The sequence below is a fragment of the Binatus sp. (SeqCode) genome, from assembly GCF_050013435.1.
In the GTDB taxonomy this organism is placed as follows: domain Bacteria; phylum Desulfobacterota; class Binatia; order Binatales; family Binataceae; genus Binatus.
In genome coordinates, this window is sequence record NZ_JBEKFG010000006.1 from 14,024 (window position 1) to 33,665 (window position 19,642).

Annotated in this window: 14 protein-coding genes and 1 tRNA gene; 7 read left to right on the plus strand and 8 right to left on the minus strand. The window is 59.9% G+C overall.

Annotation, left to right across the window (positions count from 1 at the left end; all coding sequences use genetic code 11):
* Positions 1–39: 39 nt before the first annotated feature.
* The 4 genes from nifJ to ABSB13_RS02090 all read left to right on the plus strand — a co-directional run bounded on the left by nifJ (position 40) and on the right by ABSB13_RS02090 (position 7,049).
* Positions 40–3,651 (plus strand): pyruvate:ferredoxin (flavodoxin) oxidoreductase, encoded by a 3,612-nt coding sequence (gene nifJ, locus ABSB13_RS02075; protein ID WP_428105196.1) that lies wholly within the window; start codon positions 40–42, stop codon positions 3,649–3,651.
* Positions 3,648–4,655, plus strand: a complete 1,008-nt coding sequence (locus ABSB13_RS02080; protein WP_428105098.1) for a dihydroorotate dehydrogenase-like protein — start codon at positions 3,648–3,650, stop codon at positions 4,653–4,655. The genes nifJ and ABSB13_RS02080 overlap by 4 nt, the downstream gene beginning before the upstream one ends.
* Positions 4,656–5,031: 376 nt before the next feature.
* Positions 5,032–6,957, plus strand: coding sequence for a radical SAM protein (locus ABSB13_RS02085; RefSeq protein WP_428105100.1), 1,926 nt, complete (start codon positions 5,032–5,034; stop codon positions 6,955–6,957).
* Between the two features lie 16 nt (positions 6,958–6,973).
* Positions 6,974–7,049 (plus strand) — tRNA-Lys (locus tag ABSB13_RS02090).
* Between the two features lie 113 nt (positions 7,050–7,162).
* Here the strand turns inward: ABSB13_RS02090 and ABSB13_RS02095 are convergent.
* On the minus strand, positions 7,163–8,887 hold the full coding sequence (locus ABSB13_RS02095) for a hypothetical protein (RefSeq protein ID WP_428105101.1): 1,725 nt from the start codon (positions 8,885–8,887) through the stop codon (positions 7,163–7,165).
* Positions 8,888–9,161: 274 nt separating this feature from the next.
* Positions 9,162–10,283 carry an XRE family transcriptional regulator gene (locus ABSB13_RS02100; protein ID WP_428105103.1) on the minus strand — a complete coding sequence of 374 codons (1,122 nt, stop codon included), beginning with the start codon at positions 10,281–10,283 and terminating at the stop codon, positions 9,162–9,164.
* A 44-nt stretch (positions 10,284–10,327) separates the two neighbouring features.
* Here ABSB13_RS02100 and ABSB13_RS02105 point away from each other — a divergent pair, with 44 nt between their 5' ends.
* Together ABSB13_RS02105 and ABSB13_RS02110 are read left to right on the plus strand one after the other, a co-directional pair.
* Positions 10,328–11,221 carry a transporter gene (locus tag ABSB13_RS02105; RefSeq protein WP_428105104.1) on the plus strand — a complete coding sequence of 298 codons (894 nt, stop codon included), beginning with the start codon at positions 10,328–10,330 and terminating at the stop codon, positions 11,219–11,221.
* A gap of 134 nt (positions 11,222–11,355) precedes the next feature.
* The gene (locus ABSB13_RS02110; protein WP_428105105.1) at positions 11,356–11,562 is read left to right on the plus strand and encodes a TOBE domain-containing protein; all 207 of its coding nucleotides are present in this window, start codon (positions 11,356–11,358) and stop codon (positions 11,560–11,562) included.
* Positions 11,563–11,600: 38 nt separating this feature from the next.
* On the opposite strand, the gene ABSB13_RS02115 is transcribed toward ABSB13_RS02110, so the two are convergent.
* The 3 genes from ABSB13_RS02115 to ABSB13_RS02125 form a co-directional block, all read right to left on the minus strand.
* Positions 11,601–12,839: an aldo/keto reductase gene (locus ABSB13_RS02115; protein ID WP_428105107.1), complete on the minus strand. Its 1,239-nt coding sequence runs from the start codon at positions 12,837–12,839 to the stop codon at positions 11,601–11,603.
* 91 nt (positions 12,840–12,930) lie between these two features.
* Positions 12,931–13,341, minus strand: a complete 411-nt coding sequence (locus tag ABSB13_RS02120) for a hypothetical protein (RefSeq protein WP_428105109.1) — start codon at positions 13,339–13,341, stop codon at positions 12,931–12,933.
* Positions 13,331–13,759 (minus strand): hypothetical protein, encoded by a 429-nt coding sequence (locus ABSB13_RS02125; RefSeq protein WP_428105111.1) that lies wholly within the window; start codon positions 13,757–13,759, stop codon positions 13,331–13,333. Before ABSB13_RS02125 ends, ABSB13_RS02120 begins: the two co-directional genes overlap by 11 nt.
* 148 nt (positions 13,760–13,907) lie before the next feature.
* Between ABSB13_RS02125 and ABSB13_RS02130 the strand changes: the two genes are divergently transcribed.
* Positions 13,908–15,872 carry a hypothetical protein gene (locus tag ABSB13_RS02130; protein WP_428105113.1) on the plus strand — a complete coding sequence of 655 codons (1,965 nt, stop codon included), beginning with the start codon at positions 13,908–13,910 and terminating at the stop codon, positions 15,870–15,872.
* Positions 15,873–16,313: 441 nt separating this feature from the next.
* Here the strand turns inward: ABSB13_RS02130 and ABSB13_RS02135 are convergent, their stop codons facing one another.
* The 3 genes from ABSB13_RS02135 to ABSB13_RS02145 form a co-directional block, all read right to left on the minus strand.
* Positions 16,314–17,159 carry an IS1 family transposase gene (locus ABSB13_RS02135; RefSeq protein WP_428105115.1) on the minus strand — a complete coding sequence of 282 codons (846 nt, stop codon included), beginning with the start codon at positions 17,157–17,159 and terminating at the stop codon, positions 16,314–16,316.
* Positions 17,160–17,191: 32 nt separating this feature from the next.
* The gene (locus ABSB13_RS02140; RefSeq protein ID WP_428105117.1) at positions 17,192–19,051 is read right to left on the minus strand and encodes an AIPR family protein; all 1,860 of its coding nucleotides are present in this window, start codon (positions 19,049–19,051) and stop codon (positions 17,192–17,194) included.
* Between the two features lie 332 nt (positions 19,052–19,383).
* Positions 19,384–19,605, minus strand: coding sequence for a hypothetical protein (locus ABSB13_RS02145; RefSeq protein ID WP_428105118.1), 222 nt, complete (start codon positions 19,603–19,605; stop codon positions 19,384–19,386).
* Positions 19,606–19,642: the final 37 nt, after the last annotated feature.

The window sequence follows — 19,642 nt, forward strand, 5'->3', positions numbered from 1 at the left end:
GTTCAAAAAGTCCTGACGAAATACATAACGGGTTTGAAAATGCAGATAATGGACGGGAATGAAGCGGCGGCTTCGATTGCCTACCGCCTGAGCGAAGTAATCGCGATCTATCCGATCACGCCGTCGTCGCCGATGGGCGAATTCGCCGATCAATGGAGCGATGAAGGCCAGAAGAACATCTTTGGCACGGTGCCGAAGGTGATGGAGATGCAGAGCGAGGGCGGGGCCGCGGGAACGCTGCACGGGGCGCTTCAAGCGGGCGCGCTGGGGACCACGTTTACGGCGTCGCAAGGCCTGCTGCTGATGATCCCCAACATGTACAAGATCGCCGGCGAGCTTACCGCGTGCGTGATTCATGTCGCGGCGCGGACGGTCGCGACGCACGCGCTTTCGATCTTCGGGGACCATAGCGACGTGATGGCGGCGCGCGCGACCGGGTTTGCGATGCTGTCGTCGGACTCGGTCCAGGAAGCCAACGACTTCGCCTTGATTGCGCACGCCGCGACGCTGGAATCGCGCATCCCGTTTCTGCATTTTTTCGACGGCTTCCGGACTTCGCACGAGCTCAACAAGATTCATCCGCTGACAGACGACGATCTGCGCGCGCTGATCGATGCGAAGTTCGTCCGGGAGCATCGCGATCGCGCGCTCAGCCCCGATCGTCCGATGCTGCGCGGCACGGCGCAGAATCCGGATGTCTTCTTCCAGGCGCGCGAGGCGAACAATCCTTTTTATCGCGCCTGCCCGACGATTGTTCAGGACGTTATGGATCGCTTCGCGCGGCAGACCGGCCGCGGCTATCACCTTTTTGAATATGCCGGGGATCCTCAAGCGGAGCGGGTGGTCATCTTAATGGGCTCGGGCGCTGGCGCGGCCGACGAGACGATCGAGCGCCTGCGCGCAGGCGGAGAGAAGGTCGGTCTGCTCAAGGTGCGGTTGTTCCGTCCCTTCGACATCGCGGCATTTGCCGCGGCTCTACCGAAAACGACGCGCGCGATAGCGGTGCTCGATCGCACCAAGGAGCCCGGCAGCACCGGCGAGCCGCTGTACCTCGACGTGGTGACGGCGCTCAGCGAGGCGCGGGCGGCGGGCGCGATCGACGGCAGATGGCCGAAAATCATCGGCGGGCGATACGGTCTGTCGTCGAAGGAATTCACTCCCGCGATGGTGAAAGCGGTCTTCGACGAGCTCAAGCGGGAGAATCCCAAAAATCACTTCACGGTGGGAATCCACGATGACGTGACGCATACGAGCCTGGCATTCGACCCGGAGTTTTCGACCGAAAGCCCCAAGACCGTGCGGGCGCTGTTCTATGGACTGGGATCGGATGGCACCGTGGGCGCCAACAAGAACTCGATCGCGATCATCGGCGAGAAGACGCCCGGCTATGCGCAGGGTTACTTCGTGTACGATTCGAAGAAGTCGGGCACGACCACAGTGTCGCATCTGCGCTTCGGGCCGGACCCGATTCGATCGACATACCTGATCAGCAAGGCGAGCTTCGTCGGATGTCATCAGTTCGCCTTTCTCGAACGGATGGATGTGCTCGAGGCCGCGGACCATGGAGCGACCTTCCTGCTCAACGCGCCATACGCTCCCGACGAGGTGTGGAACCATCTGCCGCGCAGGATGCAGCAGCAGATCCTCGACAAGCAGCTTCGCTTCTTCGTGATCGATGCGTACAAGGTGGCGCGCGATGCGGGCATGGGCGGGCGAATCAACACGGTCATGCAGACCTGCTTTTTTGCAGTGAGCGGCGTTTTGCCGCGGGACGAAGCGATCGGGGCGATCAAATCCGCGATCGAGGAGACCTATGGGAAGCGCGGCGAAGCGGTGGTGCGCAATAACTTCGCCGCGGTGGACACGACGCTGGCGAATCTGCACGAAGTCGCCATCCCCGCATCGGTAAGCAGCACTATCGAAGTTCTCGCGCCGGTGCCCTCGCGCGCGCCGGCGTTCGTTCGCGATGTGCTTGGCACTATGATGGCGGGCCGCGGCGATTCGATCCCGACCAGCGCGCTGCCGCCGGACGGCACCTTTCCGACCGGCACGGCCAAATGGGAGAAGCACAACATCGCCCAGGAGATCCCAGTCTGGGATGAGGAACTATGCATCCAATGCGGGAAATGCGTGATGGTCTGCCCGCATGCGACGATTCGCGCGAAAGTTTACGAGCCGAGTTGCCTTGGCGATGCGCCCGGGTCGTTCAAGTCGGCGCCGCCGCGATGGCGTGGACTCGAGGCGATGCGTTACACGCTGCAGGTAGGGCCCGAGGATTGCACCGGATGCCGGCTGTGCGTCGAAGTTTGCCCGGCGAAGAGCAAGAGCGAGGTCCGGCACAAGGCGATCGACATGATGCCGCAAGCTCCGATCCGCGACGCGGAGGCGAAGAACTGGGACTTTTTCCTGTCGCTACCTGAGTTCAATCGAGACGCGCTGACGCATGCGCAAGTTAAAGATGCGCAACTGCTCGAACCGCTGTTCGAATTTTCCGGAGCGTGCGCAGGATGCGGCGAGACGCCCTATATCAAGCTGCTCACCCAACTGTTGGGCGATCGATTGCTGATTGCGAACGCAACCGGATGCTCCTCGATATACGGCGGCAATCTGCCGACTACGCCATACAGCGCGAATTTGGAAGGCCGCGGGCCGGCGTGGTCAAACTCGCTGTTCGAGGACAACGCGGAATTCGGCCTGGGGATGAGGCTCGCGCTGGACAAGCGAGCCGACTATGCGCGGGAACTGCTGCGGCGGCTGGCGGGCAAAATGGGCGAAGGCCTGGTCACGGGGATCCTCGAAGCGGACCAATCCACCGAGGCAGGTATCGCATCGCAGCGCGTTCGCGTCGCCGAGGTCAAGCGCCTGATCGCCAACCTTACGACCAACGACGCGCGCGACCTGATGGCGATTGCCGATGCGCTGGTGCGCAAGAGCGTTTGGCTCGTGGGGGGAGATGGATGGGCGTATGACATCGGGTTCGGCGGACTGGATCACGTGCTCGGTTCCGGAATGAACGTGAACGCGCTGGTGCTGGATACCGAAGTGTACTCGAACACGGGCGGACAAATGTCCAAAGCCACGCCACGCGGCGCGGTTGCGAAGTTTGCCGCGGGCGGCAAGCAGACCGGCAAGAAGGACCTGGCGATGGAGGCGATCAGCTACGGCTCGGTGTATGTCGCGCGGGTGGCAATGGGCGGCAACGACTCGCACACGATCCGCGCCATGCTCGAAGCGGAAGCGCACGACGGGCCGTCGCTGATCCTTGCCTACAGCCACTGCATCGCGCACGGCTACGACATGGCATTCGGCATCAACCAGCAGAAGAACGCGGTGCTCTCAGGTTATTGGCCGCTGATGCGATACAACCCGGGGCTGCGCAAGGAAGGCAAGAATCCGTTCCAGCTCGACTCGAAGGCGCCAAGTATCCCGCTCAAGCAGTACGCCTACCAGGAGGCGCGCTACACGATGCTCGCACGCAGCAATCCTGAAGCCGCGCGTGAATTGCTGCGGGAGGCGCAGGACGATGTGGACCGCCAGTGGCGTGTGTACGCGAACCGCGCCGCGATGGCCGGAACGGGAATCCCGTCCTCGCAAGCCGCCAGCGAAGCGGAGACGGCCGCGGCCAAGGCGGGAAAAGAGGGCAAGCAATGATCGACCTCACGACCAAATATCTTGGCCTCGCCCTGAAGAACCCGCTGGTCGCTTCGGCCTCGCCGCTTTGCGATTCGATGGACCGTATCCGGCGTCTCGAGGATCACGGGATTGGCGCGGTGGTGCTGCCTTCGCTGTTCGAAGAGCAGCTCACGCTGGAAAGTGAGACGCTTGACGCGGATCTCTTTCGCGGCTCTGAAAGTTTCGCCGAATCGCTGAACTACTTTCCCGACCTGACGACCTACAACCTCGGCCCCGATGGCTATCTGGAGCTGATTCGCACGGCCAAGGCGAGCGTTTCGATTCCGATCATCGGCAGCCTCAATGGCACGTCGGCCGGCGGTTGGCTCCGCTATGCGCGCGAGATGGAGCAAGCGGGCGCCGACGCGATCGAGTTGAACCTCTATTCGATTGTGACCGACCCGGAACTCACGGCCGGGCACATCGAGCGGGAATACGTCGATCTGGTTCGGGAGGTAAAACGAAGCGTACAGATTCCGCTGGCGGTGAAGGTGTCGCAATTCTTCAGCGCGCCCGCGAACATGGCAAAACAACTCGACGGCGCCGGCGCCGACGCGCTGGTGCTGTTCAATCGCTTCTATCAGCCGGACCTGGATCTCGAACAGCTCGAAGTCGTGCCGAGCCTGACGCTGAGCCGCCCCGAGGAATTGCTGCTGCGGCTGCACTGGGTGGCGATCATCTTCGGCCACGTCGACGCCGACCTGGCGATCACCGGCGGCGTCCACAGCGCGCAAGATGTGTTGAAGGCGGTGATGGCGGGCGCGCGCGTTACGATGATGACCTCGGCACTGCTGCACAACGGCGTCGAGCATCTCGGCGTTGTGCTGCGCGATCTGCTGAGCTGGATGGAAGAGCACGAGTACGGATCGATTCGCCAGATGTGCGGCAGCATGAGTCAGCGCAATGTGCCCAACCCGGCGGCGTTCCAGCGCCCCAACTACGTGCGCGTCCTGAGTTCTTACTCGCTGCCGAAAAATCTCTAACCGGGCGGGCGACGGCAAGCGGAGAATCAGTGTCGGCGGCATGCTGGTGTTCATGACATGAGCGCCAGCGTGTCGGAGATGCTACTGCGGGCAATCGAAAGCTTCCGGCCCTTCCCTCGCATTTTGAGTTTTCAGCAGGTACACTCGCGTCGCTGCGGCTGCGGATCTGACGAAGAGCCCTCAGAATCAGCTGAAAAGGCGACGGTCCGGGTTTTGGGATTCTCGGGAGAGGCGGATATGGCCGCTTCCGGGGCGGCTTGAAACACCTGAACCAAAAACCGGGCTGGGAACGATTGCACAGGCGGACCGTCTAGTCTAAACGGCCGCTGTTCGGGATCGAAAAGCAAATCCCGATTAACCATGTAAGCCATTCACTTTGACACAACAAGTTCTGTTCACGTCCGTCTGCCGTCCCTTGGGGGTCCGCTACGGCGATTCCCCGAGTGTAGGGTACGAGTTGCTCCACGAACAGGTGACGCGAGCGCAGGGTCTGTTCAGCCCCCGTTCTCACCATACCCAGTTCTCACTGGATTACATCGCCGAGAACCTCGAGGCTCCCACCGTGGTGCTCCAGTATCCCTCGCGCAGCGAGCTGGTCCGCGAGCTCAAGCGCGGGTACGACGTCGTGGGCGTATGTTTCGTCCTGGCGACGTACCACCGCATGAAGGAAGTCGTGGCGCTGGTCCGGAAATATTCGCCGCAGTCGAAGATCGTGCTGGGCGGGTACGGGACGGTGGCGCCCGATGAGATGCTGCTCCCCTACGGCGACCATATCTGCCGCGAGGAGGGGGTAGGCTTCATGCGCCGCCTGCTGGGCGAAGCCGAGATCCCGATGCCGTATCGACACCCTCTGATCATCAACAAACTCCAGGTGTTCTCGAAGCAGATTTCGCGGACGGGGATCGTGTTCGGCGGCCTGGGATGTCCGAACGGGTGCGATTTCTGCTGCACCTCTCATTTCTTCAAGCGCAAGCACATCCGCCTGCTTCCAACAGGGGCCGACATCTACCAGGTGGTCGAGCGCTATCTCGAGGTCGATCCCAAGCTCTCGATCATGATCATGGACGAGGATTTTCTGCTTAACCGTCGCCGAGCGATGGAGTTTCGGGATTGTGTTCTGCGCAGCGGGAAGCCGCTCTCGATTTTCGTTTTCGCCAGCGTCAAGGCCTTGAGTCAGTACACCGTGACCGAGATTCTCGAGATGGGGATCGACGGGATGTGGGTCGGTTACGAGGGAACGCGATCAGGCTACGCGAAACAGTCGGGGCGGCCGATCGAAGAGCTCTTCGCCGAGTTCCGCGAGCACGGAATCACCATCCTGGCCTCGATGATCGTGGGCTTCCCCTACCAGACGCCCGAGATCATCGAACAGGAACTGGCGGGACTGCTCGCGTTGCGGCCGGTGCTCACACAGTTCCTGATTTACGGCCCTTGTCCCGGCACTCCCTTCTACGAAGAAGTCATCCGGGAGCGGAAACTGCTTCCGGAGGTGGCCGACGATCCCGAACTATTCTATCGGCGGGGGAGCGGGTTCTATTCGATGGTCAAGCATCCATCGATGACGCCCGAACAGATCGAGGCTGCGCAAAAGCATTGCTACGAGGAAGATTTCCGCAGCCTGGGGCCGGTCCTGTACCGTTCAGTGGACCGATGGCTCGATGGATACCTCAAGCTTCGGGAGTCCCCGAGCCCATTTCTTCGCGCCAAGGCGCAGCGGATAGCAACCGACCTCAGGAAAGCATACCCCGTGTTCCTGGCGGGCAAGCTGCTGGGGCCGACGGCGAAGGTGCGGCGTTGGATCGGCGGGCTCCAGAAGCGGGTCCACGCAGAGCTGGGGAGTCCCACCTGGCGGGAACGTATCGAGTCGGTTGCGGCAGTAGGCTTGGCTTCATGGACAGGACTTACGCTCAAATTGGGCCTCTTCCAGCACCCGCCGCTGGTGAGAAATACGTTCAGGATGTCGGACGCGGACTGCGGGCGGGCATGGGAGCGTTTGCGCGGCGACGATCCCGCGGGGCTTTCGGTCCAGGTGGAGCAGCGACCCGCCTCGACGGTGTGGGTGCTGCTGGAGGGACGGCTGACGGCATCGGCAGCAGGAAGATTCGTTGCGGATCTGCGAGCGGCCCTGGCGCGCCGGAAGGATCGAGTGGTGCTGGACCTGGCCGGACTGGCGGGCCACGAGGATGGCGCGGTGGGCGAGCTGGCAGCGGGGCTGCGGAGCCATCGTGACCGCATCCGCATCATTCTCCCACGCATCGGAGAGTTCGCGATGCTGGCGGCAATCTTTCGCCTCTACCAGTAACCTCCCCTTCGACGGTGGGCCGTTAGCTCAGTTGGTAGAGCAGCTGACTCTTAATCAGCGGGTCTGGAGTTCGAGTCTCCAACGGCCCACCAAAGAACCCTGGCCTCGGGGCCCGCGACGTAAGAGTGGCGGGGGGGTGGCGCTATCCAAAGCACGAGCCGGCGCGAGCATTTCGGATGCTCGCGCCGGCCGTCTCGATCAGTAACTAGTATCTGAACTCCAGGTGCACGAAGAATGCGTGGGTGTCCCAAGGCACCGCGTCCGGCACAAGAGTCTGCTTCTTGGCCACCCCCGGCCCAAACGGCTCGGCGTAGGTGAACTGTTTCTGGTAGTACTGAATGGCCTGCGTGTCGAACGAGACGCGCAGGTACTTGTTGATGAGCCACTGCACGCCCAGGTCGTAGCGCTCGAAGTCGAGCGGGTCGTGCCCTACGCGGGTGTTGGGCAGAAACTGCTGGAACAGGCCGAAGGCCGTAAACGGCGTGTGTGGGATATCGTAGTGACCCAGGAAATCCCAGCCCATCTGCACCGCCTGACTGTTCAGAATAGTGCCGGTCATCTTGTACCAGGGTGAAAAACCCGGGTCGCCGTACAATCCCTTCGGACTGGTAATACCGATTGCGTCGGAAGGCCCGCTGCCCGAGAACAGGTTGCTGGTGCTGAACGCATTGTGGCCGTAATCCCACTCGCCGATGAGGCCCCAATGCTCCGCGGTGTAGTGCGCCAGCGCCGCGGCGCGCGCCAGATGCCCGCAGGTGGTGTTGTTTCCTACAACGGAATTGTCGTCCGGCGTGCACTTTTGTGAGTAGCCAAAATCGTAGAAGCCGGTGAGGCCAAGGCTGTCGTACCGTGAGTGGGCGCCGAACGGATTGACCGTCACGCGACCCATCACCTGCTTGGTGGAGGTCTGCTCGAGGGCATGGAAGCTGGCGTCGTCGTACACGCCGACGTCGTAGTCGGCGTATTGAATCTCGTTAACTTTGATCGGCCCCTTCATCGCGGCGCCGACCTGTGCCGAGCTTATGCTCGCATAGTTCCACGGCGTCAATGCGGTATAGCGGAAGCCCCAGAGATTCTCTTCCCAATCGACGAGCGGATTCGGCTGTTGGCCGAAGGTGAATCTATCGTCGTGCATCGCAGGGACGTTCAATATTTTTTGGAAAAAAGTATTGTAGTCCATGTATGCGTACTTCAAACGAAGTCCGAGGTTGCCGTCGTCGGTCTGGGCCCATCCGGTGTTGACGCCGACCTTGTCGCCGCTGCTCGCGGTGCAGGTGGTCCCCGCGGCCGTGGTTTTCGCCGTGCAGGTGGTCCCAGTGTTAACCATCGCGTACATATCGGGCGTAACGCGCATCGAAACGTCGTCAACCGGCGTGAACTTGAGGTCTATATAGGTACGGTTGAGGGCAAATTCGTTGAAGGTATCGTTCCCTGGACCAGGCCACTGCTGGTTGGCGTCCATGAACTGTGGACCGAACCCGGTGTGCGACCAGAATCCGTAGTATGCGTAAACCAGCGTGCCGATCGAGATCTTCTTGAACCACCGGTCGCCGAACTCGCGCGCGAACGGCTGAATCTCGGAGACCTGCTTGGCCATCTCGGCGTTCCACTGCTGCTGCTGCGCCTGCTTCGCGGCTTCGTCAGCCTGCATGGCGGCGCGTTCCTGATCCAGTTGCTGCTGGGTCTGCTGGGTGACTCGGCGCTCGACCTTTTGCTCGATCTCTTCGGTCGATCCGGCAGGGATGTACTCGCCGAGCTTGACGCAGTGCTTGCATCGCTTGGTGTACACCTGCCCGCTGGCGGGATCGGTGTACAGCGTGATCGCCCCCGCATCCGCGCTCCGCGCTGGTATCGGCGTGATCGCGACGGCGCCGAGCGTCAACGCCGCGCCAAGCATCGATAGCGCAACCATTCGTATCGTTCGTCTCATCATCGTCCTCCCTGGACTCTCCTATTCCACGATGCGAAAACCCTCGCCGGCCGAACCGGTTCCGACGAGAACCTTTAGGGCGCCAGAGACCCGTTCAGAACAGGAAATCGGCGTCCATCCTTCGCGGCAGGCGCAAAGTAGAGAGGCGCTGTTACAACATGATGAGTCGATTGTTACGAACGCGCGAATTCTGACGCTGAACGGCGTCGAAGATCAGCGGGAATTCACAGCTCAAGAGGCGAGCGAGGCGACTATCGGGAGCGGAATACTCAGCTCAGGCGCGGATAATCTGTCCCATCTGCGCGGTGTCGTAGGCGCATAGCTGGCTGACTTCGCGCGCAAAACGCCGCGAATTCAGAGCGTCGAGCAGCGCCTTGATCGGCGCCGATTCGGCCTCTCGCTCCATGATGACGAGGTCGTAGCGCTCGTCTCGATAGGGAAGAAAATGCAGTCCGTAGGCATCGGCACCCAGCCGGATAGTGACGCCGACGTCGGCCAGCCCCGCCGCGATTGCAGCCGCGACTTCGAGATGGCCGCCGACTTCGAACTGGTATCCCGCGATGCGCTCGGGCTTAAGGCCAAGCTCGCCAAGCGCCTGGTCGAGAACTGAGCGCGCTCCGGCGCCCTCTTCGCGGTTTACGATTCGCAGACCGGATCTTCCCAGGTCGGCGAATCCGCGGATCGCCAGCGGGTTGCCGGGCGCTGTGGCAAGCCCCAATTCCCAGCGGGCAAAGTTCACGACCATCGACCAGTGATGGCCCAAGGCGCGGTTGATGGGCGCCAGGTCGTACTCGCGGCTCTTTTGATCCCGGATATGGACGCCTGCCACGTGCGCGCGGCCGTCGACCACGGCCCGCAAGGCTTCGCGACTCGAGCATGAAAGGGCCACCACGTGAACCGGCGATCGCCGGCGCGCGAGCCAGTCCACCAGAATCGCGACCGCCGGATCGCATCCCGCCATCAGGATCGTCGAGTCAATTTCATCCGGCAGTTGGAACGTGGCGACGTCCGCGCGACGGCGTCTGACCCGCTGCAACATCCCGGCCGCGGGCGCGAGCGTGAGATGGGCAGCCGGTTGCGCCACGGCCACGACTTTTCCGCCCACGCGCGCGAGCGCGACCCGCGATTGCGGGCGGGCAGGTGGGCGTCGCTGGTCGGCGAACCAGCTCGCCTCGACGAGCGTTGAGGTTTCATCGTCGATTTCACCGAACAGCGATTCCACGCTTGCGCCGAGTTCGCGCGCAAGCCGAATCGCGATTGCGACGCCCGGATGATAGGCGCCCGACTCGATCGCGCCCAACGCCTGCCGCGAGATTCCCGCGCGCCGCGCCAGCTCGGTCTGGGTGAGATCCCGCGCCATTCGCGCGTGCGCCAGGGGCTTGCCGGTCGATGCCATGATACTTGTCAATCCGCTCTTAATATGGCATAAAATTCGCCATTATGAAAAAGCTTCATACTCCGTTCATAGTTCCGCGTGCGGTCTGTTCAACAATCATTCTGGCGGTCGCGCTCGCCGTGGCGACGCCGTGTCGAGCGCAAAGTAGCGCTTCATTTGGGTCTGCGATAGAGGACTACTTCCTGAACTGGTTCCCACGTGTCACTCAAATCCAGAGCGAGCAGCCGCACTGGGTAACTCCGCTGGTGACCGTCACCCCCCGGCTGGAAGAGGAGGTGCGCTACGACCAGCTATTCGAGTCGTCGAAGAACGGCGTGGCGACCGACAACTTCGGCAACGGCAAGGGAATTGAGCTCATCCCGTTTCAAGCTACTGAAATCATAGTCGGAATCCCGCCGTTCCTGAATCGCAACACGCCGAAGAACACCGACGGCTTCGGCGACTGGCCGTTCCTGGTGAAGGTGCGGCTGCTCTCGTCCAACGAGGAGCACGACAATTACATCGTCACCGCCTTCATGGGGTTCAGCGTGCCGACCGGCTCGAACGTCAACGGCAACGGGCACGCGCTCTTCACGCCGACCCTGGCGGCCGGCAAAGGCTTCGGCGACTTCTCAGTCCAATCGACGGTCGGTGTCACGTTTCCCAATGGCGGTCACGACACTCTGGACCGGCTGGGGATGCCGGTGGCGTGGAATACCGCCTTCCAGTATCGCATCTGCAAATATTTCTGGCCGGAGTTTGAAACGAACTACACCTGGCAATCGTACGGCGGCGACACCGGGCACAGCACGCTCTATCTCACGCCCGGGATTTTGATCGGGCGGATTCCGATTCACGACCGCATCGGCCTGACGTTCGGCGCCGGCTACCAGGTTGCGGTGACGTATCATGAAAAATACAACCACAACGTAATCCTGACCGCGCGGATTCCGTTCTGAGCATGCGGCGTCCGGATTGGCGCGATTTGCGGTGATTGAACGCCGGCGATAGGGTCGAGTCCCGGCCGACAAGCGTATCGAGACCCCGCGCTCACATTTGCTGGGGCCGAAAGCTACGTGAGGAGAATATATTCATGGCACTCAGCGCTCGCAATCATCTGAAGGGCGAAGTTACCGAGGTAATTCTTGGGACCGTTACCGCGCTCATCACGGTCAAGGTCGGAGACAATATCGTCGAGTCGGTCATTACCAGGAAGAGCGCGGAAGAACTTCACCTGAAGAAGGGCGACAAGGTGACCGCCGTCATCAAGGCCACCGAGGTCATGATTCAGAAAGGCTAGCGTGGCATTCGTTCGTCGAAAGCAGCGGCCCCGAACGGCTACACGAGCATGCGATGCGTGGCCGCGAGCAGCACTTCCGTCGCGATGCCGTGCGGACACGCTCCCGCGCACGGCTTCGCGTCGCAACTGAGACACGCCGCGGCGTTCCCCGAGAGCATCGCGTATTCGCTGCGTGCGAGGCGGATATCGCCGTAGTCTCGAGCATACATCCGCGTGCGCATCACGTCGGCGATCGGCACGCCGTAGGGGCATGCATCCGCGCACTCGTTGCACGCGGGACGGCACTGCGAATCGCCGTTGAGACTCGCGTAGCGATTCAACAGCGGAAGATCCTGCGCCGCAGTTGCGCGCGCTCCCGATGCGCCCAGATATTCGTCGATGAGGGCGCGGCTCGTCATCGTAACGATCAGCGCGTCCACGTTGGGATTTGACAATACCCATCGAAACGCCGCCTGCGAGAAGGTGGCGCCGCCGGATTCATACGGGCGCATATCGTTCAGGCGCGCGCCCATCAGGGTCTTCATCACGACCACGCCGACGCCGTGGCGCTTGGCCTTTTCCATCAGGCGCGGCAACTCGGGCTGAATCGCGATCATATCGAAGTTGCGGGTGAAGCGCTGGAAGAAGCGCGGGTCCTGGCCGAAGTTGTGCGCGCACAGGATTACGTCGCAGTGGCCGCTGTCGATCGCGTAGTCGAGGCATTCGGCCAGATTCCCCGCGTGTCCCGACATCCCAGTGAACCGAATTTTGCCCTGGCTGCGCGCCTGCGAGACGAATTCGTACCACTCGGGATTTTTCAGCCGCGCCGGATCGTTGACCGCATGGTTGAAGTACACGTCAACGTGATCGGTCTGCAGGCGGCGTAGACTCGTTTCGAGCGCGGTCATCATCGAACCGCGGCTGTCGTCCGCGCGCGCCATCGTCTTCGAGGTCAGGAACACCTTGTCGCGCTTGCCCTTGAGCGCGTTGCCGATCGTAGTTTCGGATTCGCCGCCGCTGTACGTATCGGCCGAGTCAAAATAGTTGATCCCGCGATCAAATGCGTGACGGACCAGGTCTTCGTCTCCGGCGCTCAGGCGGCTGGAGCCGAATGAGATGTCAGAAATCTTGAGGCCGGTGCGGCCAAGCGTCGAGTAGCGGCGAACCTGCGGCGCCGCCTCGACCGATGCGCCGGCGGCGCCGGCCAGCGGCAGGATCGACACGCCCACGCCGGCAAGCACGCCTCGTTTGAGGAATTCGCGTCGTCCAATGATCGATCCATCGCGCGATCGTTTCATCTGAGCACCTCGCGGAGCCGCGTGGCCGGACCGGGCGCGGCCAAGGGCAATTCTACCGCCAAGGAATCGCCAGATGCGAGCCGCGACTGGGTCATGCGAGGTCGGCTTTGCGGCGATAGAGAAGCACGGCGGCACCCGACGACACGCCGATCGCGACGAATGGGTAGGGTACAAGGTAGGCCCACGAGTGCTCCTGCATCACCGCGCTGCCGTGGTACGTCAGGATGAACAGGGGCATGTTGAGGATCACATATGCCGCGTAAAAGATCCCGATCGGCAGTGCAAACTTGCGCATCGCGAAGATTCCGTACACGTACACGCTAAGGATGATCCCGAAAATCGGAGCGACGATCAGGTTGGCCATGCCCGAAAGCCGCGTGCCGAAGAATACGAAGCCGACGCCGGGATTATGCGAGAATGGCTTGCCGAAATTGGAAACCGCCATCAGTGCGAGCAGGATCGCGAAGATCGTGAGCGCGGCGCCGCGTGATTTATTTGGCATCGTGAATACCTCCGCCGGAGATTCCTGTGAGATCGGCGCGACGGCGATACAGAACGCTCACTGACGCGAGCGGAACGCCAATCCCGACTATGGCGGCGACAAGGTTGGCAGCGAACGGCTGCGCGCTTTGGTTCTTGACAGCGAACAGAGTCATGTTGAGCAGCACCCAGAGCAAAAAAATGTACGCGATCGGCAATGCAAACTTTCGCATCGCCCAGATGCCGTATGCATATACCAAGAGGAGGAACCCGAACAGCGGACCCATGATCGCGTTGCCGGTGCCGGTCAGCTTGGTGCCCAGAAAAACGAAGCCCTCATTGGGGTCAAGATGAAACGGTTTGAGGAAGTTGGATATCGCGAGAACTGCGAACAGCAGTGCGAAGATCGTAAGAGTGGCGCCGCGTGATTTATCCGCCATCGTGAATACCTCCCCTGGTTCTCGAGCCGGTTACGGCCCATCCTAGTCGGCGGGCGCGTGAACCGCATCAGGTCTTGCATGTGCATATTGAGACTTGATTGGATGCGCAGGGATCAGTACCCGTCACGGCATCGGATTCGATCGAACAATGTGGCGATTAATCGCGGTTGCGGCGCTCGCAATGTGCGCATCATGGCTCTGGAGGCCGATTTACGCCAACGCTCAGACCAACCTGGTAAACAACGGCGAGCTGGCTGCCGGCTTCGACGGCGCGCCGGCTGATTGGTACGCGCTGTCTTCCGACCGGAAGCTGAGCAAGTTTTCATGGACCTATACAGCGGCCGAGGGCGGCGCGCTTGGAATCTCCAATCTGAATCCGAACTACGCGAGCTGGCATCAGGCGCTGATACTACGGCCCGGGATTTACGAAATCAGCGCCGAGGTACGCGTCGAGGGTGCACTGCCGCGCGCCGGCGGCGCGAATATAGCGGTCAGTACCTACGACGGAATCAAGCTCATCTCGACGCATCTGCACGGCACGACGGGCTGGCAGAAACTCTCGTTCTTTCTCAAGGAAGATCGATGGGGCGATTCGACTGAATTGCTATGCCAGCTCGGTGCGGAGGGTTTCCCGGATGCGGGTCGCGCGTCATTTCGCAATATTAAGGTGGCCGCCGTTGCGAGGCCGCAGTCGCGCGGCGTGCGCGCATTCGATCTCGCCTTGATTCGCTACCATTATAAGGACGAGCTACGTCAGCCCGACGGCAGAGTCTCGATCCGCGCGACGGGCGTCGTATCGGGCCTGATCCTGCTGGGGATGCTGGGATGGGCGCTCGCCGTAATATGGCGGCCGGGGCTTGCGGCCGGGCGATGGGCGTGGATGCTCCCTGCCGGCCTCATGCTCGCGATCACCGCGGTCAAGTTTGCCGCGCTATTTCATTTCACCGGCTACTACTGGGACATCTGGGCGAAGACCAATCGCGCGTTGCTGGCCACCGTGCTGGGCCCCTCGCGAATTTACGATCCCGGCCTGCCGGTTGACGCCTATCCGCCCGGGTCGCTGTACCTGTTGTGGCTCTCAGGATGGATCGGCAGGTTGATCGAGCCGACCGCAAACGGTTTCCGTGTGATCGTCGAGGCGCCGCCGTTGATTGCCGATCTTTTTATCGGGCTGACGCTGTACTTTGCGGCGTGGCGCGACGGACGCGGCTTGCGCGCGATGGTGGTAATGCTGCTGTTCGCGCTTAACCCGGCGCTTATCTTCGATACGGTGGTATGGGGCCAGAGCGATTCGATCGTCGCGCTGCCAATGATCGCCGCCGCGATCCTGATCCTGACCGGCCGCTATCGGCTGGGATGGAGTGCGGCCGCGATCGCGATCCTGGCCAAGCCGCAAGCGATCGCATTCATGCCGCCGCTGGGACTGTGGACGCTGTTCAACGCGGGCGTGGCCGAATGCGGATGGTCCGCGGGCGCATTCCTGGGCACGGTTGCAATTGGAATCATGCCGTACCAACTCGGGCATTCGTGGGATTGGATAGTCAACGTATATAAGGATCTCGGCACGCGATTCAGCGAAGCTTCAGTGGGCGCGTTCAATTTCATGGGCTTGATCGGCGGGATGGGCACGGCCGACACCGACAAGATCTTCGGCGGCGTTTCCTACAGCGCATTCGGCCTTTCGCTGACGTGTGCGGTTTACCTGATCGCGTCGTATCTGATCTGGCGCGCGCGGTCCGCTGGCGGCGCGATGCTGGCGATCTTCGTCGCGCTATTCGGATTCTTCATGTTCGCGCCCCGGATGCATGAGCGATATCTTTATTACCCGATCGTATTTCTGATTCCGATCGCGCTGGAGAGCGGCTTTCTCACTTCGATCTTCGCCGTCGCAAGCGCGACGTTCCTGTTCAACCTCATGTACATCAAGCACCTCAGCGACACCTCGTCATATTTCCCCGACCATCCGAACGCCGCGCTGATCGCGGCTGCTTCGATCAACCTCGCCGTCTTCTTCGCGGTGACGGCTTATGGGTTGCTCGGCAACCCGCCCGCGGCGGCGCCTCAAGATGGCGCCGCCGCCCCGCCCGCCCCGCCAACGGAGGAACGTAATTAAATGCGGAACCCACCGTGGGTTCCGCACCTACTTGGGCAGGGGTGACCCCTGCACCCACAGTGAGAAGACGCGAAAATCTGCGCAGCGCATCTTTTCGCGACTACGCAATGGGCAGGGCTGGCCCCTGCACCCAGTGAAAAGAAAAGATGCGGCCTGACGGCCTGTTAGGACTTTTTTTTGAGTCATCCTGAGCGAAGCGAAGGAACCCGGATCCGGGATTCTTCGCTACAGCAACTTTCGCTCTAGAATGACACGGGCGGCTGCGCGGCAGCAGTGACCCCTGCACCGCAGGGCTGAGCCCTGCACCCAATGTTCAGGCCACCCGCCGTTGGCGGGCGCGGGCCCTGCACCCAGTATTAAGATAAGAGAAGATGCGGGACTTCGTACCTGTTAGAAAGGTAAAGGGGAGAGCAGGGTGCGGTAGTGTCCTAATTTGACGGCTCAAGCCGCTATTTGCTCTTCGGATCCTGTCGCCTCAATCAACTCGCTGACCGACCACAGCCGATCTGTCACGCCAGCGGCCATCGCGGGCGTCATCCTGAGCGTCCGGTGAATCCGGACGAAATTGTAATGCGCGTAGTGAAGCGCCACAGACGCCTTGAGATTCGCCAGTTTCTTGCTGAAAGCGTTAGTCAGCCGGGTGAATCGACGGCATTCCATTCGGACAGATAGATTCTGGCGCTCGACAAAACTTGTTGAAACATGCTCCGGATCCGGATCGCCTATAAGTACCTCCTTCTCGCTCCTGACCATTTCAGGAGGCGAGTAGCGACCGCGACCGGCATTCGTCTCTGACGCAAACACTTTGAATAATTGAGCGTAATCGACCTCTGAATTGAACGCGCGACGGATCGAGCCGTAATAAGCAGCAAACGCATCAGTTGTGATTTGCGGTCGATTCAGGATCCGTGAGCGTAAATCGTCAATAAAGATCGCGGTATCGGTCCATGTTCGCCGTCCAACATGAAAGCAGGGAACCAGCTTCGTATCAGCATCGAGCGCCACAAACGTATAGGCATCGCCAAACTCGCCACGTTCAGCGAGTTGAGATGCGCGCTTTTGCTTCATGCCGACGAATGCCCACAACTCATCGAGTTGAAGACGCTCGCATCGAAGATTGCGCATTTGTTCGTCCATCAGACGCGCGCAACCATTGCCGACGCGAACCATCAGCCGCATGATCGTATCGCGGTGGATTCCGGTCATCCGTTCGATGCTGCGAAAGCTGTTGCCCTCTACCAAAGCCGCAACAATGCGGCATCGCTCGTTCATGTTCAGCGTGTTCATGGATGAGATTATGCGTGACCGGTCAGGCAATGTCAAGAGGGTTTATCGAAAAGATGAATCTGCTCTGGGTCTTTAGGCGTCCGAATGACCGCTGGTTTGAACCAATCTGCCAATTTTCTGCATTTCTCGGTGTTCTTGGCGAGCGTTGCCAGATATTCGGTCTTGTGATTTTGCTCAAGATATTCAGCAACCCGAGGAAAAATTCTCTTTGTTGCTCCACGCACAGCTTCAAGCAACTTGTCGGGTTCCCAGTCATCATGATTTAGCGGCTTTACCTGCGGATCCTGAAAAACAAGATGCAAGATAATTCGGTGCAAATGAACACCGATCAGATCGGCTCGGATCACTTCAGCTTGTCGGAGTGTACGAAGTTCGGTTTCAACGGTCCGCATCACTTGAACCAATCTCCATACTGTGACGCCCGTCAGAGCTTCATCAAACAGATCCGTGTATGGCTTGTCCTGAATGTCTCGCCACAGCTCTCCGATATTTCGCTTAACCAATACCGCCAAACCAACATCGGATTGAGCGCATGCCAATGCTTGCGTCGCTTCAGTAATGCTGCATCCAGCCTCTCCTTGAGGATCTGTATCTCCTGACTTAAAGACGTACTTTCGACCGTCCAATGCAAACTCTGTGGCCAGCCGATGTTGGACAGGATCCGTAGCGGCAAAATCTCTTCGACCAACGGCATTTTGGAAATTCGTAGCTTGCGTAATTTGCCGGTCGAATCCAGCGGGGCATCTAATAATCCGTACTTGCACCCAACCCTGCATGCCGGAGGTTTCTACTGCCGAATCTGCGGGGTTGGCATTGCGAAACGTCGCACCGATCATTCCAACCGTCTGCGCGCCGTTTACAATGCTCACGTCTGAGCAACGGAATACACCGACACGCCGATCACCAGCATTTGCGAGACTTCTGTCGATTGAGTTGCAAACAATGGTGATTCCATTGTTGAAGTACCAGAAATTCTCCGGCGCTGTAGTTAGCGTTTTTCTAAGCGCCTCGTTTACCTCTGAACTTTGAAGCGGATAGCGAAGATTTCTATAAGAAAGGGCACGATCATGTTTTTTCCACCATTGAGCAACTTCAAGAACATGCACCTTCCCCATGTAAGCCAAATGCGGGCTGTCAACCACTCCCCAGTCTCGAAGAGTGACCGTCAATTCAATCGGAGACGGCTCAGAACCCTTGGTGACACACTGATAGACGCGCACCAGGTCAAAGTATTCCGCTGACGCGATTGGGATGCCGTCGCTGTTCAGTCGTTCAATTAGGTCTTCGATTTTTAGTTTCGCATGCCCCATAGGCTGCAACGCCGTGTGCGCGGCCACAAGAATGATTCGGATATTTCGGTCTGCGTGAAGCGCCGCAAGAAGTTCCGCTTCCTTTTTTTTAATCTTATCGTTGAAGCGGTCAAATTTCTCAGCCAACAGAAGGCAGATACTATCCACAAAGTCAGCGGTTGATTTGGACTTCCCATTGATGGGTTTATTGCCTTCTTCGCTCCATTTGGATTCAACGAATAGAAGCGCGTCCGTGGCTTGGTCAAAATACAAAGCGTCAACCCCGCCATCCTCATACCCATCGGTAACAGCCGCACCGGCTACCTTTTCGTCAGCGCCCGATAATTCCTTGATGCAAAGAGCCGCAAGGGCGCGAGACCGAAAAGCGATTTCTCGCTCGTGCGCGGGCTTATCGGCGTAGTCCGACATATCGATCAAACCCTTAAAGAGTTTGTCGAGAAGAGTAGCAGTCCGACTGACGGTAAGTTTAGCTTGAGGCACTTTTTCAAGATTCGCGCGATTTGCTCCATCGTGCGCGGGCTGCCTTGATCGCGCTTTCGTGCCTTTCGGCTTTGCTGAGTTTTGCTGCCCTCGCTGGGCCACCTTTCAAGCCTCCCAACCGTCCAAGCGCTCGCGCCAGCCGTTTCCGCTCCTCTTCATTGCTTAGATCGGGTTCGGTAGAGTCCCGCACGATCCGAGCCGCTATCTGGTTTATATCCTCGGGTTCTCGCCTTCGTGACCGGTTACGCATACACTGAGTATGCCACGATAACGCATGAATCCCAAGAGGAGAGAAACACTCAAATGGCAAACCTGATGATCGTTCACAGAGTTGGCGTGACCGGAAACAACGAAGTTCTGCTGAATCGCGATCACATTCTCTATGCCAGCAGGCGTGCGACCGAGCACACAGAGTACACTGAAGTCACTCTCAATCATGTCGTACCAGGTATCGGCGCGGTCCTCTCAATTACTGAAGATTTGGGGGCCTTGATCGTCGGTTTGAGTTCTGGGCCTACGTTACACACTTGACTTCGGACAACCTGCGAAACCTGAAGCGCATTTATCGCGCTTTTCAGTTCGCCGGTCGCTTCGTCGATTGTCAGGCCGTCCAGTACGGCGATCAGCCTGTCGGTGATGGACTGTTTGTTTTTCATAAATCAACCTCAAAATTTCAAATTAGGACACTACCCA